Raw genomic sequence first — 15,091 nt, 5'->3', positions numbered from 1 at the left:
CCTATCTCCTCAGTTTTGATAGTAGTCTCTCCCAGAAACTTGGAGCGTAAGGCTTTATATCAAGAGGTAGTTTAAGCAATGCCTTTGTGAGGTCCTTTGTTAAGTCTTCGTTGAAGGGATTTTGGTTTACTATGTTTCTTATCATTTTAGGGTTGTATCTTATACCTCCAAGGTATCTTGTCTCTGCGGATGTGAACTTTTCACACACTACCCTTATGCTCTCGTAAACCCTAAGGCTCTCCTCATTGCTACTTACCTTATTCACAAGCACATAAAACTCCTTTACTTTCTCCTCTTGGTTTAGCACCTTTATGAGCCCGTAGGCGTCCGCTATAGCGGTAGGTTCTGGGGTGGTTATTATTACAGGTATGTGGGAAGAGGAAACGAGGGCCGTGGTGTCTGAATGTATGCCGGGTGGTGTGTCAAATATCACCCACTCATAGTTTTTCTCTGCGTATTCTTGTAGTTTGTATATGAGGTTTCTGAGCTGTGCAGGTGGCAGGTTGACAAGCTCTCTGATTCCACTACCGCTGGAGATAAAGTAAAGGTTTTCTTCTACAGGGACTACTACCTCTTCAAGGGACGCTTCACCCATGAAGAAGTGATACAAATTCTTTGCTGGAGTTATCCCAAGCATTATGTGCACATTGCTAAGCCCAAGGTCTCCGTCAACTATTAACACCCTTTTGCCATTCCTCCCTATTATCCTTCCCATATTTATGGTTATCAGCGTTTTACCAACACCACCCTTTCCGCTTGCCACCGCAATGTATCCCGTTTTTTTCTCCTTACCTTCCACTCTCATAAGATGAAGAGCCTGAGCCTCCATTACTGCACCTCTAAGAATATCTTAGCCAAGTATTCGTAGCTTGCCATAACCATATCCTCGGGAACCCTTTGACCAATTGTAAGGCATAGGATAGGTATCTGGGTTCTGTAGGCAACATTAACTAAAGTCCCAAAGTAGTTGGTCTCGTCCAATTTGGTAAATATGAGACCAAAAGGCTCTACCACGCTAAAGCTCTGTATTATCTCATACTGAACCCTTTCTTCTGTGTTGGCACTTAGGGTTATGTATGCCTTAAGTGCTGGAAGCTTTGTAAAGAAGGATGCGAGCTCCTTTAGCTTGACCTCATTATACTGACTTCTTCCACCGGTATCTACAAGCACCACATCCAAAGAGGAAAGCTCGCCTATGCATTCCCTAAGTCTATAAGGTGTGTCCGCAGTTCTAAAGGGAAGCTCCATTATGTTGGCATAGGTTTGAAGCTGTTGAACCGCACCCGTCCTGTAGCTGTCTATGGTTATTAGTCCAACCCTTTTACCTTTTTGCTTTAGGTTATACGCCAACTTAGCTATTGTGGTGGTTTTACCCACACCCGTTGGACCCAAAAGGGCGACCACGTTAAAGCCTTCTTCTGGAAAGCTCTCCACAAGCCTTAAATTCTTGCTAAAGCCTTCTATGAGAGACTCAAGGTTTTCTCCCTTTAGGTCAAGCCTTTTTAGTTCAAAGTCATATCCGCATGCGGATTCTACTATCTTCTGTGCCACATCCCTTGAAACTCCTCTGTTTATGAGCTTATTCATTAGGTATAAGGCTCTGAGGGAATATTCTCCCTCAAGGTCATCCCTTTTTATCTCCTCCTTTTCCACCTTCTGTCTTTTAACAAGCTCCATAACCTCTTTTAGGTTTTCCTTTAGTCTGTTTATCTCCTGGTATAGGGTTTCTTCTCTCTTAAGCTCCTCTCCAAAGTCCTCTTTGTCTGGTATGCCAACCGTTATCTCAAGTTTTGACCTTTGAGGGAAGGGTAAAAAGGGCAATAACCTTTGCTTTATAACCCTTGTGGATAGTATCACCGCCTCTGAACCATATAGGCTTCTTACTTCCTCCACCGCCTCCTGAAGAGAGTCCACCACCAACTTTTTAATTTTCATCTATGACACCTATGACCTTTAGGTTTAACTGCCTATCAAGTTCATTATAAGACAGCACAATGAGGTTTGGCATGTAGTTTTCAAGGACCTTTCTTATATGTCTTCTTACAGAGCTTGAGGTTATGAGAAGAGGCATAGCCTGATACTGGGTAAACTTTGTGACCTCCTGAGAGAGCTTTGGATAGAGTCCATTTATAAGAAGGTCTAAAAATTCCTCCTCCTTACCCTCCTGCACCAAGGCGGTGAGCTTTGTTTCTAACTTTGGAGACAGTATCATGGCATACAGAGTGCCATCTGTGGAATAAAGTCTTGTTATTCTCTTGGCAAGCCTTTGACGAACATACTCTGTAAGAAGGTCTGGGTCTCTTGTTTGCTCTATGTAGTCCGCAAGGGTTTCAAGGATGGTAAGAAGGTCATTGATGGGTATGCCCTCCCTGAGAAGGTTTTGAAGCACCCTATGAAGCACGGAAACTGGCACCACATCAGGCACGAGCCCCTGCACTGCCTTTGGATACTTCTTTGAGAGGTTTTCCACAAGCTCAAGAACCTCCGCCCTTCCGAGTATTTCATGCAAGTTTTTCTTTATAGTCTCGCTTATGTGAGTTATCATAACCGTGGATATGTCCACCACCATATAGCCCAGCTTTTGTGCCTTTTCCTTTTGGTCTTCCCTTATCCAATAGGCTTTTAGCTTAAAGGATGGGTCTTTGGTCTCTATACCTTGAAGTGGCTCTCTGGCATTACCCAAGTCTATGGCAAGCCAGTGCCCTGGCACTATTTCATAAGAGTCCACCTCTATACCCCTTATGAGTATGCGATACTGGTGAGGTCTAAGTCTTAGGTTATCCCTTATATGCACAAGAGGTATAACAACGCCATATTCACTTGCAAGCTGTCTTCTTATAGTCTTTATCCTCTCTGGCACATCGCCCCCTTGAGATTCATCTACATAGGGAATAAGTCCATAACCTATTTCAAGGGCTATGGTTTCTGGTTGAGTGATCATCTCCTCTTCTCTCTTCTCCGTAGGTGGTTTTTTCTGCTCTTTGAGTAGCTCTTCAAGTTTCTTAAGCTCTTCTTCCTTAAGTGCCCTGCTTAGAGCATAGTATAGTCCTCCGAGCAGACCTGCCATGAAGAAAAAGGGAAGTTTGGGAAAGCCGGGGATGAGACCTATGAAGACCAACAAGGCGGAGGAAAAGAGAAAAACCCTTGGCTCCTTTGAAAACTCCTTGAAAAGCACCCTCCCAAGCTCCTCCTTTGAAGAGGATTTGGTCACCACAATGCCCGCAGAGGTGGAAAGCATTAAGGCAGGTATTTGGCTGGCAAGCCCCTCACCCACTGTAAGAAGGGTGTATGTCCTTATAGCATCGGAGAAACCCATACCCTTAAAAACCAGACCTACAAGAAGACCGCCCACAAGGCTAAGGAAGAGTATTATCAAAGCAGCTATGGCATCTCCCCTTATAAACTTGCTGGCACCGTCCATAGCACCAAAGAAGCTCGCCTCTTGCTCAAGCTGAGCCCTTCTTTTTTTAGCTTCCTCCTCTGTAATAAGCCCTGCGTTGAGGTCTGCGTCTATGCTCATCTGCTTTCCAGGCATGGCATCAAGGGTAAAGCGCGCGGCGACCTCAGATACCCTCTCCGCACCCCTGGTTATGACAATAAAGTTTATAACTATAAATATAAGGAACACTATAAGACCCACCACCACATCACCACCTACCACGAAAGTGCCGAAGCCTTCTATGATATGACCTGCGGCAGAGGTTCCCTCGTGTCCGTAGAGAAGTATCCTCCTTGCGGCTGCGATGTTGAGAGAAAGCCTCAAAAGCGTTCCAATAAGCAAAATGCTGGGAAAGGCGGAAAGTTCCAAGGGTTCTTTTATAAAAGTGGTAAGCACCAGAACTGTCATTGAAAAGGTAATACTAAGAGCCAATAAAATGTCAAGAAGAGAGGCAGGCACGGGCAGGACTATGGCACTTAGTATAACCACAAAAGCAAGAATAACCCACCCTTCTCTAAGGCTCATGAAGTATAATTTTAAATCCTATGCGTTGGAGTAAATACTTCTGGTATACATCCAAAGAAGACCCTGCGGACACGGAAGCACCCTCGCATAAACTACTCCTTAAGGCTGGCTTTATCAAGCAGGTCTCTGCGGGCATATATGAGCTTACTCCACCCGGTGTGAGAGTTCTAAGAAAGATAGAAAACATAGTTCGCAAGGAAATGGACAGGAGCGGAGCTCAGGAGGTTTTGCTTACCGTATTGAACCCTGCTGAGCTTTGGAAGGAAACGGGAAGGTGGGACTTATATGGTAGAGAGCTCTTTACTCTAAAAGACAGAAACCGCAGAGAATACTGCCTTGGACCAACCCATGAGGAGGAAATAACAGACCTTGTTAGGTCCTTTGTAAACTCATACAGGCAACTCCCTGTGGTTCTTTACCAGATACAGGTCAAGTTCAGAGATGAAAAAAGACCTCGCTTTGGTCTTATAAGGGGAAGGGAGTTTATCATGAAGGATGCCTACTCCTTTGACCCAGATGAGTTTTCCGCTATGATGTCTTATGAAAGCATGAAGTTTGCCTACGATAGGATATTTAAAAAGCTCAGGCTAAAGACACTGCTTGTGGAAGCAAGCGTGGGGACTATAGGTGGCATAAGCTCTCATGAGTTTGTCGCTCTAACTCCCTACGGAGAGGCAAGGGTTGCCTACTGTGAAAGCTGTGGCTATGGTGCAAACGCAGAAATAGTAAGACTTTCCAAGCCTCAGGAAGAGGAAGAAGAGCCTTTACCTTTAAAGGAAGTCCATACGCCAAGCACAGACACCATTGAGAAGCTCTCCTCTTTCCTCGGAGTGCCTGCAAGGAAGATAACAAAGGCGGTGCTTTATATGGTAAATGGAAAAGAGCCAGTTATGTTCCTTATAAGGGGAGACAGGAACATAGATGAGAATAAGGTGGAGGCTGTTTTGGGAACGGAGAATTTTAGGCTGGCGGAAGACAAGGAGGTCAAAAATCTTTTGAAAACCAGCAAGGGCTTTATAGGACCCTTTAACCTTCCACCTCAGATAAAGGTCTACTGGGACAACTCTACCTACGGACTAAAGAACGCGGTAATAGCCTTTAATAAGCCAGATTATCATTACATAAACGCCAACCCAGGGAGGGACTTTCAGTATGGAGAGTTTGTGGATGTGTGTCAGGTAGAAGAAGGCGACCCATGCCCTAAGTGTGGCTCTTCCCTTAAGGTAAGCAAAGGTCTTGAGCTGGGACATATATTCCTTCTTGGGACAAGGTATTCTGAACCTATGAGAGCCTACTACACAGACCCTACAGGACAAGAAAAACCCATCATAATGGGTTGCTACGGTATAGGCATTTCAAGGTGCATATCCGCAATCGTGGAGCAGTATCACGACGAAAAGGGAATAAAGTGGCCCATTTCGGTTGCACCCTTTGAGCTTGACATAATATGCGTAAACATGGAAGACCAAGAGCAAAAGGCGGTGGCGGAAAACCTATATATGCTGGCACAGGAACATGGTATAGAAACCATATACGACGATAGAGACCAAAGCCCAGGCTTTAAGTTTGCGGATGCGGACTTGTGCGGATTTCCATACAGGATAGTGGTAGGCAGAAAGGTAAAAGAAGGAAAAGTAGAGGTTCAAAGCAGGCACACGGGAGAAAGGTGGGATGTGGAAATAGACAAGGCTGTGGAGACTGTAAGGGATTTGGTTCAGAAGGATAAAATATAAAGGGATTCTCTTGACAGTGATTGACGAAGCCCGTTAAAGGTCTATATTTAATGAATGACCATTCAGGAGGAAATCATGTGTCAAGAGTGTGGATGTTCCATAAACCATAAGCATGAACACAGCCATAGAGAAGAGGTAAACCTTTTCAAAAAGGTGCTTGAAAGGAACGACCTTCAGGCGGAGGAGAACAGAGAGCACTTTGAGGAGCATGGTGTATTTGCCATAAACCTTATGTCTTCACCGGGTGCGGGAAAAACCTCACTACTTGAAAGGACTATTGAGTCCCTTTCAGACCTAAGAGTAGGAGTTATAGAAGGAGATTTGGAAACGGACAGAGACGCCCAGAGGATAAGGGCAAAGGGCGCACCTGCGGTGCAGATAAGCACGGGCTCTGCTTGCCATCTTGATGCCTTTATGGTGCATGAGGGAATACATAAACTTCCCTTAGCGGAGCTTGACATAGTCTTTATAGAAAACGTGGGAAACCTTGTCTGCCCTGCCAGCTATGACGTGGGAGCTCACATGAACGTGGTTCTTCTCTCTGTAGTAGAAGGCGATGACAAGCCAGAGAAGTATCCTGTTATGTTCAGAAATGCACAGCTAATGGTGATAACAAAAACAGACCTCCTGCCATATGTGGACTTCAGCATAGAAAGAGCCATAAGGTCTGCCAGAAGGGTAAACCCTTCCATAGATATCCTAAGGCTATCTGCAAAGACTGGAGAGTGTATGGAGGAGTGGCTTGAATATCTCCGATTTAAGGTAAAAGCCTTTAGAAAAAGTTTGGTATGAGAGTTTTCTGGCTTCAGAGGCTTACCTGTTGTGGGAATACACACTCTTTTTTGAACTATGAAAGCCTTCACACTCTCTTTAAGAGGTTTGAATTTCTTTATCATCCCAGCCTTTCTCTCAAAGCTCAAGAAGAGACGGTTGAAGAGCTTATAAAGAGCGGTGAGGGTATTGATATACTCATAGTGGAGGGTGCGGTGAGAACCGATGAAGTAGAAACAAGAGAGCTGTGTAAAATTGCCAAATATGTGATAGCGGTTGGAAACTGTGCGGTTTATGGGAACATCCCAGCTCTTGCGGATGAGACTGTATGTGGTCTTTCTTATAGGTTTAAGGAAAGAAGGGGACTGCTGGATAAGGATTTTAAGTCAAGAGGTGGTATGCCGGTGATAAACCTCTCTGGCTGTCCAGCACATCCAGAATGGATAGTGGGAACCATGCTTATGCTTGCGGAGGGTATGGAGCCAGAGCTTGACCAGTGGGGTAGACCAAAAGTCTTTTATTCTTCTCTTACCCACTGGGGATGCACGAGGAACGAATACTTTGAATGGAAGGTGGAGGCGGAGGAGCTAGGTTCAAAGAGGGGATGTCTTTTTTATCACTTTGGCTGTAGAGGGCCACTTAGCTACAGCTCTTGCAATACCATACTTTGGAACGAGGTTAGCTCAAAGACAAGGGCGGGGACACCCTGCTTTGGGTGCACGGAGTATGACTTTCCAAGGTTAGGTCTTTGGGAGACAAAGCAGTATGCAGGCATTCCTGCGGAGCTTCCCATAGGAGTTTCAAAGAGAGGATACATAATGCTCTCTGGCATTGCCAAGATGTTTGCACCGGAGAGGTTAAAGGGTGAAGGTTGAAAACTTAGAACTTCCAAGGGTTGAGGGAGAGGCAAGGCTTGAGCTTTTTTGGAAGGATAGGCTTATAGAGGATGCGAGAATACGCATCAACTCCATGAGGGGAATAGAGAGGGTTCTTGTGGGAAGGCACTACATGGATGCCCTTGTGATAACACCGAGGGTCTGTGGCATATGCGGTCATGCACATCTTATAGCGTCAGTTAGAGCAATAGAGGACGCCCTTGGTATAAAGCCAACGGAGAAGGCAAGGCTCGTAAGAAACATAACACAAAGCCTTGAAGTTCTACAGAACCACGTGAAATGGTTTTACCTGTTTATGATGCCTGACTTTATTCTTTTGGAAGAAAGGCTCAGAGGTCTTTACGAGCCCTTTAGAGGTGAAAGATGGCACATAGCTATAAACATGGCTTCAAAAATAGCAAAGGGAATAGCTCTATTCTCTGGTCAGTGGCCCCACTCTTCCTACGCCATTCCCGGTGGCATAACCTCAGAACCCTTTGTAAAAGAGCTGACATCCCTTAGGCAGATACTTCTTGAGCTGAAGCACTTTTTCCTAAGCTATGTGGTAGGCATGGAAGAGGCTGAGTTTGTCAAGTGTTTAAAGGAAGGAAGCTGGCAGAAGCTCAATGGTGATGCTGGGCTTTTCCTTGAGCTTTGCCATAGGGAAGGTTTGCTCACCTTGGGAAGCTCTTACGACAGGCTTATAAGCGGTGGCGGTCTTTATGCTCCCTGTGGCTACTTTATGAAAAGGGTAGTGCATGGAAGGTTGAAGGTTGACCAGATTGAAGAGCTTAATGCACCCTCTTATTCGGGAACTAAGCCTGTAAGATACAGAGGCATGCCCTTTGAGACAGGACCCCTCGCAAGACAGCTTATGTCGGGAAACCTTATGGTAAAGAGTATGCACAAAGAGTTCAAAGATTCCTTTGCGGTGCGTGTGCTGGCAAGGATTCTTGAAGTATGGAGTATAGTTGAAGTCATAGAGCTTTGGATAGAGAGGTTAAAGGAAGTGCTACAGGAGAAATCTACAAGCCTTGGAAGATTCCCCTCAAAGGCTACAGGTATAGGATACGGCATAGTGGAGGCGGCAAGAGGCACACTCATACACAGGCTTAGCGTAAGGAATGGAACTATACAAGATTATGCAATAATCACACCTTCCCAATGGAACCTTGGTCCAAGGTGTGAAAACTTTCTTGGTGTAGCGGAGAAGGCGATGGTTGGTTTAAAAAGCAAACTTCATGCTCAGATGGTGCTGAGGAGTTTTGACCTGTGTTCTGTATGCACAACCCACTGAGGTAGAACCATGAAGAGGATAAGACTTTCTGAAGGCGGTGGTGGTCAGGAAACTTGGAAGTTAATAAGGGAGCTTTTCTTGAAATACCTTGGAAATCCTATCCTCTCCGCCCTTGAGGACTCTGCTATTGTTAAGCTCTCTTCAAAGATAGCCTTCACCACAGACGCCTTTACCGTAAAACCTCTCTTTTTCAGAGGTGGAGACATAGGAAAGTTGGCAGTTGCAGGCACTGTGAACGACCTTGCGGTAATGGGAGCAAAGCCCCTTTATATGTCCGTCTCCTTCATAATAGAAGAGGGATTCCCCTACGAAGAGCTGGAGAAGATAGTAAAAAGTATGGCACAGACCGCAGAAGAGGTTGGGGTGCTCTTTTTGGCAGGTGATACAAAGGTTGTTCCCTCGGGTCAGGCGGATGGCGTCTTTATAAGCACTTCTGGAATTGGTGAGGTCATATACGAGGGTCTATCCTGTAGAAATGTAAAGGAAGGCGATGTCATAATAGTCTCTGGACCTATAGGAGACCATGGTGCCTGCGTGCTTGCCCAAAGGGAAGGCTTTGAATTTGGTGAGGACTTTGGAAGCGATTGCCAACCTCTTTGGGACTTGGTAGAGCATCTTCTAAAAAGCGGTGTAGAGGTTCACGCCATGAGAGACCCAACGAGAGGAGGGCTATCCGCAGTTCTTCATGAATGGGCTCAATCTTCTATGGTTTCCTTTCTCGTAGAGGAAGAAAAAATTCCTATAAGACAGGAAGTGCTTGGTTTATGTGAGTTCTTGGGCTTAGAGCCTTACCATCTTGCCTGTGAGGGAAGAGTTGTATTGGCGGTAAAGAGAGAAGATGCGGAGAAGGCTTTAGAGGTCCTAAGGGAACATCCAAAGGCAAAAGAAGCCAGCCTTATAGGCTATGCGGTCAAGCCAGAGGGCAGACCAGCGGTTGTCCTTAGAACCCCTTACGGAACAAAAAGGTTTTTAGAGCCACCTGCTGGCGAGCTACTTCCAAGGATTTGCTGATGCATGAGTTTTCCATAGTGCAGAGCCTCTTTGAGCTTATAGAAGAGCAAGTAGCCCTTCATGGGGCTAAGAGGGTTCTTAAGGTTGAGCTTCTTGTGGGTGTCCTCTCTGGCGTTGAGCCTCACCTTCTCCAGCTTGCCTTTGAAACCTTCAAAGAGGGAACTCATGCCCGGGATGCGGAGCTTCACATACAGATAGAAAAGCTCAAGGTTTTCTGCTTTGACTGTATGGAGGAGTTTGAAAAGGAAGAGCTAAACGCCCTCTGTCCCAAGTGCGGTGGGCTAAACACAGAAATTAGAGGAGGAAGAGATCTTTTGCTTAAGAGCCTTGAATTGGAAACTTAGTGCAAAGCTATAATTTATCTAATGGCGAAGTTTGAGCTCATAAAAAGGCTATGGCTGGACGCACTTTTTGATGAAAAAACCGCAAGGAGTTTACCTCAAGACAGCCAAGAGCTTGAAAAAGCACTATCTTGGTATTGGACTTTCAGAAAGGATTTTGAAATATACAACTTGCGGAACGCCTATCTTGAAGAGATTCTGAGGGTAAAAGAGCCTAAGCAAATCCCAAAAGAAGAACTCAATCAATACTATAGGGCTTTTGTGGAGAGGTTATGGTATGAGGGTCGTATACGAAAGGCTGTTGGAAAAGTTATCTGAGAAAGGGATAAGGTGCAAGCTAATAGCCATAGGAAGGAGTGCTTTAAGTTTCTATAAGGTAAACAAAGCAAAAAGCACTATGGATATTGATTTTGAGATAACGGAGTTTGAAGGAAAAATAGAGGAGCTTCAGGCTGTTCTTGACGAGCTTGGCATTAGGGCGGACTACGGTGAAGACATAGATAGATGGGGTGTTGTGCCTTTACCTGCAGGATATAGAGATAGAGCGGTTAATGTTTTGAAAAGGGGTGGTGCGGAGTTGTATGTGCTTTCTCCTGTGGATTTTATAATAAGCAAGCTCCGCAGGGGAACTCAAGAAGACTGGGAAGATGCCATTGATGTAGCTCTCGCGGAAAATATTAAGCCAGAGGAAATTAGAGAAGTTTTGAAGTTGATAAAACCTATAAGAGATGTTCAGTTTTTCCACTTTCTGAAAAGGCTTGAAAGATTTTTGGAAGAGCTACAAAGGGCTTATAATCTCAGTAATGACCCCAAAAGAGTTCCTTAAGAGTTATTCTTGTGATGGAGAGAAAAGCAGGAGGAGCTTTTTATAAGGGCTATGCTGTATGCCAATCCTCTTGAGATTGCACCGCTTTTTAGTAAAGAGTAGTTTTAAAGGTTTCTGAGGATGAGCTTATTTACCCCTCTCCTTAAAAAGCCTATCAAAAGCCTCGCCAGAAAGAATATCCTTTGCAGGTGGTGTTATTCTTAAAAGCCATTCAACCATAGCCTTTGACTTAAAAGGGTCTCTTGGTCTTGTCCTTCTAAACTTGATAGGATAACCCATTTCAAGCCTCTTTAACTTTTCTTCGTAGTATCTTTGCCTTATGTCCTCAAGGCTTATGTTTATTTCCCTCATAAGGATATAATATAGCGTAAAGCTCCTCATAAACTCCAAGCTCTGTCGCCCTATTTTGAAGGTATTCTATATCAAGCTCTTCCAGATATTTCCTAATCAGAAATTCAGACATCCTACAATCCTCTTCGCTCTTCCAGAACTTACAAGCGGAGAGCCTATCAAGGATTAGGTCCTCCAAGCCTATAACATATATATCCCCTTCAAGCTCCTTTGTCCTAATCCTTCTGACCTTTTCATAACTTCCACTAAGCCTATAGTCGGGAACCTCTACAAAAAGTTCAAGCTCATCAGATATAAAAAGCCTTCCATACTCTCTGAAATAGCCAGTAGAAAGTAATATATCTCTAACCATTTCTCTATCTCCTACAAGGTCAATATCGCCAGACATGTAGTGCCCGTAGGTATAGATTTCAACAGCACTACCGCCCACGAGAATAGGGGGATTTTTACCCCTTCTTCTAAATTCTTCAGACAACCAAGCGAGGAATAATAGATGTTTTTCAAGCTCAGTCCTTGCTTCTTTTATCCTTTTTAGTTCCATACAACTATATTTTAAATGGTGCTTGAAAGGCTTTGCGTAAGCATAAAAGGCGCGGTTCAAGGTGTAGGTTTTAGACCTTTTGTTTATAGACTTGCTAAAGAGCTTGGGCTTAGAGGCTTTGTGATAAACGATTCAAGGGGCGTATACATAGAGGTAGAGGGGGAAAGGAGAGTGCTTGAGGAATTTCTTATAAAGCTAAACAGAGAAAAGCCTATCCTTGCTCGCATACATTCTGTGGACTTTAGCTTTCTACAGCCTGCGGGATACTCAGACTTTGAAATAAAAGAGAGCTCAGATACAGGACAAAAGGAGGTTTTTGTGCTTCCAGATATGTCCACATGCGAAGACTGCCTTAAAGAGCTTTTTGACCCCTCTGATAGAAGATACCTCTATCCCTTTATAAACTGCACCAACTGTGGACCAAGGTTCACCATAATAGAGAGTTTGCCTTACGATAGACCCAACACCACCATGAAGCTTTTCAAAATGTGCTATGAATGTGAAAGGGAATACCATGAACCTTCTAATAGACGCTTTCATGCTCAGCCTAACGCATGCCCAGAGTGCGGTCCATGGCTAAGCCTATACTCATCAGAGGGTAAGCTCATTGCGGAGAGGAACGAGGCTTTGACCTTGACATTGAAGCTACTAAAAGATGGCAAGATAGTTGCGGTAAAGGGTGTGGGAGGGTTTCATCTCATGTGTGATGCCACAAGGGAGGAGGTGGTAAGCCTTCTTAGGGAGAGAAAGAGAAGAAAAGAAAAGCCCTTTGCGGTCATGTTTAGAGACCTATCACAGCTCAAGGGATACACGGAGCCCTCTGAGCTTGAGCTCCTTCTTCTTACACTCCCAGAAAGACCCATAGTTTTGACAAAATACAAAGGGGGACTTGCACCCTCTGTAGCACCAGGTCTAAAAAGGCTTGGAGCTTTTCTTCCCTACTCACCTTTGCATCATATTCTCTTGAGAGGTTTAGACTTTCCTCTCGTTGCCACTTCTGGAAACCTTTCAGAAGAGCCCATAATTATAGATAACGTGGAGGCTCTAAAGGGTCTTTCAAAGCTTTCTGACTTTTTATTGCTTCATAACAGAGACATAAAAAGAAGGTGCGATGATTCTGTGGTGAAGGTTATTGGCGGGACTCCCACGCCTATAAGGAGGTCCAGAGGCTACGCACCTATGCCTGTTGGTTTACCCTTTTCTCTAAAAAGAAAGGTTCTTGCGGTAGGGGGTATGCTAAAAAACACCTTTGCCCTTGCCTTTGGTGATAGGGTGATAATCAGCCAGCATGTGGGAGATGTGGAAAATCTTGAAACCTTGAAAGCCTTTGAGGAGATGGTTTTTGACCTTATGAGGCTTTATGAGTTTGAGCCAGAGGTTGTTGTATGCGATATGCATCCGAGGTATGAAACCACAAGGTGGGCGGAGGGTTTTAGTGTAGAGAAGGCTCTGCCTCTTGTGAAAGTCCAGCACCATTTTGCACATATTCTCTCTTGTATGGCGGAGAACCAGCTAAGGGGTAAGGTGCTTGGTATAGCTTGGGATGGGACGGGATACGGTGAGGATGGCACTCTCTGGGGTGGCGAGTTTTTAGAATGTGATTATAGCTCCTACATGAGGCTTTTTCATTTCAGACCCTTTAGGCTCATAGGTGGAGAAAGGGCGGTAAAAGAACCAAGAAGGGTAGCCCTCTCCATACTTTTTGAACTCTTTAACGAAGAGGCTCTTGACCTTGAGCTCCCTACCCTTAGGTGCTTTGAGGAAAAAGAGCTTAAGAACCTTTACATAGCATGGAAGAGGGGTATAAACTCACCCTATACGAGCTCTGTCGGTAGGCTTTTTGACGCAGTTGCATCCTTGCTTAACATAAGGCACACTTTGAGCTACGAAGGACAGGCAAGCATGATGCTTGAAGACCTGTATGACTACTCTGTGAAGGACGCTTATCCTTTTGAGTTAAAAGATGGCATCATAGACTGGAAGCCCATGTTCCTTGCTCTTATGGAGGAAAGAAAGCATGTAAGAGCGGTTTCAAGGTTCATAAACACTTTGGCTCATATATGCCTTAGAGTATCTCAGGAGGTCTCCTTAGAGAGGGTATGCCTTTCTGGCGGCGTTATGCAAAACGACCCTCTGGTAAGCAAGATAAAGGAACTTCTTGAAAATGCGGGCTTTAGGGTTTATACCCATCAAAAGGTTCCACCTAACGACGGAGGTCTTAGTCTTGGTCAGGCGGTCTTTGGGGGTTTAGCGGAGGGACTATAGCTTCAAGCCTTTCTTTTAAAACCCTAATTGACTCCTCTATATCTTCCCTCTGAGCTTTCGCAAGCTGTGGAAAATGGCATACCTCTATGGTTTCCAGTATGGGCTTGTTGTCTCTGTCATAGAAAACGCCTATCCACACACCGCTTATGCTCGTCTCTCTCCACTCCACAGGCTGAACCTTTGAAGATAGGCTTATCCTAACTTGACCCTCTCCAAGCACGTCAAGAAGCACCTCCCTGTCTTCCTCAGAGAGGGGCAGTTTGTTTATGTATATGATGTGCTCCTCACCCTTTTCATAAAGGTCTTTAAGAGCCTGAACCAGCTCCATTAGTATAGCGGGTGCGTTCATAAGCATGATAGAGCCTCCATATATTCACTCCATGCCCTTATGCCTTCAAGAACCCTCACTTCTTTACCTTCAGAAAAAAGCACCAAGGAAGGCAGTCTGTAGCTTTTGAGGATTTCCATGTTTTCATCTGCGTTTATGGAGTAAAACTCAAGGCTATCAGCATAGACTCTTTCAAGCTCTGGAATAACCACATCCGTGTCAAAAACCTCTTTTATAGTGTTCTTCTTGGATTCAGACCTTACGTAAAGGACAAAGGTCTTTCCAGAGGCTATAAGCTCCTTAAACTCCTGCAGGCTCAACTCTTTCATAGCTCACACCCCATCTTTCCAACTCTCGCAGGACTGCAGATATAAGCTCCTCAAACCTTGACCTTACACTCTCAGAAAGTTCAAGGGAGATCTCTAAGCTCTCTGGTTCCATACCGAGGAGAACTATCTCTTTCGGAGCTTTTCCTAACATCTGGGCTATGGCAAGCACTTCTTGAATGCCAAGCTCGTGAGCGGAGACCTTTTTTCTAAAGTAAGCCTTTACCTCTTCACCCTCAAACCTATAAAGAGTGCCAGGAGGAGAGCCTCCCAGCACAGCATCCACCAGCAAAAGCCTATCAAAGCCCTCTATAAAGTAAAGGAGGTCTATACCAAGCGTTCCACCATCCATAAGCTCCACATCTGGGGAGAACCTGTAGCGTCTCCTTAGCTCCTCTACCAGCCTTACACCGAGTCCTTCGTCTGAGAGGAGCACGTTTCCCACACCCAGAAGGAGCACCC

17 protein-coding genes are annotated in these 15,091 nt (G+C 44.9%); 9 read left to right on the top strand and 8 right to left on the bottom strand.

Translation table 11 applies throughout. The features are described 5' to 3' along the window. Window position 1: 1 nt before the first annotated feature. The 3 genes from IAE16_RS05680 to flhA are packed head-to-tail and all read right to left on the bottom strand — an operon-like array spanning window position 2 to window position 3,964. Entirely contained in the window at window positions 2–829 is an 828-nt protein-coding gene (locus IAE16_RS05680) for a MinD/ParA family protein (RefSeq protein ID WP_323699782.1), read from the bottom strand. After that, entirely contained in the window at window positions 829–1,935 is a 1,107-nt protein-coding gene (locus IAE16_RS05675; RefSeq protein WP_323699781.1) for a flagellar biosynthesis protein FlhF, read from the bottom strand. Before IAE16_RS05675 ends, IAE16_RS05680 begins: the two co-directional genes overlap by 1 nt. Then, entirely contained in the window at window positions 1,925–3,964 is a 2,040-nt protein-coding gene (gene flhA / locus IAE16_RS05670; protein ID WP_323699780.1) for a flagellar biosynthesis protein FlhA, read from the bottom strand. The genes IAE16_RS05675 and flhA overlap by 11 nt, the downstream gene beginning before the upstream one ends. Window positions 3,965–3,984: 20 nt before the next feature. On the opposite strand from flhA, the gene IAE16_RS05665 reads away from it, so the two are divergent. The 8 genes from IAE16_RS05665 (at window position 3,985) to IAE16_RS05630 (ending at window position 10,818) form a co-directional block, all read left to right on the top strand. Then, window positions 3,985–5,697, top strand: a complete 1,713-nt coding sequence (locus IAE16_RS05665) for a proline--tRNA ligase (RefSeq protein WP_323699779.1) — start codon at window positions 3,985–3,987, stop codon at window positions 5,695–5,697. Between the two features lie 75 nt (window positions 5,698–5,772). Continuing rightward, window positions 5,773–6,489 carry a hydrogenase nickel incorporation protein HypB gene (gene hypB, locus IAE16_RS05660; protein ID WP_323701635.1) on the top strand — a complete coding sequence of 239 codons (717 nt, stop codon included), beginning with the start codon at window positions 5,773–5,775 and terminating at the stop codon, window positions 6,487–6,489. Beyond that, complete coding sequence (locus IAE16_RS05655) at window positions 6,486–7,343, top strand: NADH-quinone oxidoreductase subunit B family protein (protein WP_323699778.1); 858 nt, start codon at window positions 6,486–6,488, stop codon at window positions 7,341–7,343. The genes hypB and IAE16_RS05655 overlap by 4 nt, the downstream gene beginning before the upstream one ends. Further along, on the top strand, window positions 7,333–8,640 hold the full coding sequence (locus IAE16_RS05650; RefSeq protein ID WP_323699776.1) for a nickel-dependent hydrogenase large subunit: 1,308 nt from the start codon (window positions 7,333–7,335) through the stop codon (window positions 8,638–8,640). The genes IAE16_RS05655 and IAE16_RS05650 overlap by 11 nt, the downstream gene beginning before the upstream one ends. A 9-nt stretch (window positions 8,641–8,649) precedes the next feature. Further along, window positions 8,650–9,651, top strand: a complete 1,002-nt coding sequence (gene hypE, locus IAE16_RS05645; RefSeq protein WP_323699775.1) for a hydrogenase expression/formation protein HypE — start codon at window positions 8,650–8,652, stop codon at window positions 9,649–9,651. Beyond that, complete coding sequence (gene hypA, locus IAE16_RS05640) at window positions 9,651–9,995, top strand: hydrogenase maturation nickel metallochaperone HypA (protein WP_323699774.1); 345 nt, start codon at window positions 9,651–9,653, stop codon at window positions 9,993–9,995. Before hypE ends, hypA begins: the two co-directional genes overlap by 1 nt. 21 nt (window positions 9,996–10,016) lie before the next feature. Further along, on the top strand, window positions 10,017–10,310 hold the full coding sequence (locus IAE16_RS05635) for a hypothetical protein (protein WP_323699771.1): 294 nt from the start codon (window positions 10,017–10,019) through the stop codon (window positions 10,308–10,310). Further along, window positions 10,270–10,818: a DUF6036 family nucleotidyltransferase gene (locus IAE16_RS05630; RefSeq protein WP_323699770.1), complete on the top strand. Its 549-nt coding sequence runs from the start codon at window positions 10,270–10,272 to the stop codon at window positions 10,816–10,818. The genes IAE16_RS05635 and IAE16_RS05630 overlap by 41 nt, the downstream gene beginning before the upstream one ends. 126 nt (window positions 10,819–10,944) lie before the next feature. Here IAE16_RS05630 and IAE16_RS05625 read toward each other — a convergent pair whose 3' ends face one another. Further along, window positions 10,945–11,169 (bottom strand): hypothetical protein, encoded by a 225-nt coding sequence (locus tag IAE16_RS05625; protein WP_323699769.1) that lies wholly within the window; start codon window positions 11,167–11,169, stop codon window positions 10,945–10,947. Further along, complete coding sequence (locus IAE16_RS05620) at window positions 11,144–11,710, bottom strand: nucleotidyltransferase family protein (RefSeq protein ID WP_323699768.1); 567 nt, start codon at window positions 11,708–11,710, stop codon at window positions 11,144–11,146. The genes IAE16_RS05625 and IAE16_RS05620 overlap by 26 nt, the downstream gene beginning before the upstream one ends. A gap of 18 nt (window positions 11,711–11,728) precedes the next feature. Between IAE16_RS05620 and hypF the strand changes: the two genes are divergently transcribed. Beyond that, window positions 11,729–13,975: a carbamoyltransferase HypF gene (gene hypF, locus IAE16_RS05615; RefSeq protein ID WP_438617121.1), complete on the top strand. Its 2,247-nt coding sequence runs from the start codon at window positions 11,729–11,731 to the stop codon at window positions 13,973–13,975. Here hypF and IAE16_RS05610 read toward each other — a convergent pair. From IAE16_RS05610 to IAE16_RS05600, 3 genes are read right to left on the bottom strand one after another with little or no spacing between them, the layout of a single operon-like run. Next, window positions 13,929–14,330: a hydrogenase expression/formation protein gene (locus IAE16_RS05610; RefSeq protein ID WP_173833499.1), complete on the bottom strand. Its 402-nt coding sequence runs from the start codon at window positions 14,328–14,330 to the stop codon at window positions 13,929–13,931. The two genes, hypF and IAE16_RS05610, sit on opposite strands and share 47 nt — an antisense overlap. Beyond that, complete coding sequence (locus tag IAE16_RS05605) at window positions 14,321–14,632, bottom strand: thioredoxin domain-containing protein (protein WP_323699766.1); 312 nt, start codon at window positions 14,630–14,632, stop codon at window positions 14,321–14,323. Before IAE16_RS05605 ends, IAE16_RS05610 begins: the two co-directional genes overlap by 10 nt. Continuing rightward, window positions 14,604–15,089 (bottom strand): HyaD/HybD family hydrogenase maturation endopeptidase, encoded by a 486-nt coding sequence (locus IAE16_RS05600; protein ID WP_254426327.1) that lies wholly within the window; start codon window positions 15,087–15,089, stop codon window positions 14,604–14,606. Before IAE16_RS05600 ends, IAE16_RS05605 begins: the two co-directional genes overlap by 29 nt. Window positions 15,090–15,091 lie beyond the last annotated feature (2 nt).

It is taken from the genome of Hydrogenobacter sp. T-2, from assembly GCF_033971325.1.
Lineage (GTDB): Bacteria > Aquificota > Aquificia > Aquificales > Aquificaceae > Pampinifervens > Pampinifervens diazotrophicum.
The sequence above is the reverse complement of the archived record's forward strand: the minus strand, read 5'-3'. Positions and strand labels throughout refer to the sequence as shown.

Coding starts and splice junctions, on each gene's coding strand:
- IAE16_RS05680 (WP_323699782.1), bottom strand. CDS start 829: ATGGAGGCTCAGGCTCTTCATCTTATGAGAGTGGAAGGTAAGGAGAAA.
- IAE16_RS05675 (WP_323699781.1), bottom strand. CDS start 1,935: ATGAAAATTAAAAAGTTGGTGGTGGACTCTCTTCAGGAGGCGGTGGAG.
- flhA (WP_323699780.1), bottom strand. CDS start 3,964: ATGAGCCTTAGAGAAGGGTGGGTTATTCTTGCTTTTGTGGTTATACTA.
- IAE16_RS05665 (WP_323699779.1), top strand. CDS start 3,985: ATGCGTTGGAGTAAATACTTCTGGTATACATCCAAAGAAGACCCTGCG.
- hypB (WP_323701635.1), top strand. CDS start 5,773: ATGTGTCAAGAGTGTGGATGTTCCATAAACCATAAGCATGAACACAGC.
- IAE16_RS05655 (WP_323699778.1), top strand. CDS start 6,486: ATGAGAGTTTTCTGGCTTCAGAGGCTTACCTGTTGTGGGAATACACAC.
- hypE (WP_323699775.1), top strand. CDS start 8,650: ATGAAGAGGATAAGACTTTCTGAAGGCGGTGGTGGTCAGGAAACTTGG.
- hypA (WP_323699774.1), top strand. CDS start 9,651: ATGCATGAGTTTTCCATAGTGCAGAGCCTCTTTGAGCTTATAGAAGAG.
- IAE16_RS05635 (WP_323699771.1), top strand. CDS start 10,017: ATGGCGAAGTTTGAGCTCATAAAAAGGCTATGGCTGGACGCACTTTTT.
- IAE16_RS05630 (WP_323699770.1), top strand. CDS start 10,270: ATGAGGGTCGTATACGAAAGGCTGTTGGAAAAGTTATCTGAGAAAGGG.
- IAE16_RS05625 (WP_323699769.1), bottom strand. CDS start 11,169: ATGAGGGAAATAAACATAAGCCTTGAGGACATAAGGCAAAGATACTAC.
- IAE16_RS05620 (WP_323699768.1), bottom strand. CDS start 11,710: ATGGAACTAAAAAGGATAAAAGAAGCAAGGACTGAGCTTGAAAAACAT.
- IAE16_RS05610 (WP_173833499.1), bottom strand. CDS start 14,330: ATGCTTATGAACGCACCCGCTATACTAATGGAGCTGGTTCAGGCTCTT.
- IAE16_RS05605 (WP_323699766.1), bottom strand. CDS start 14,632: ATGAAAGAGTTGAGCCTGCAGGAGTTTAAGGAGCTTATAGCCTCTGGA.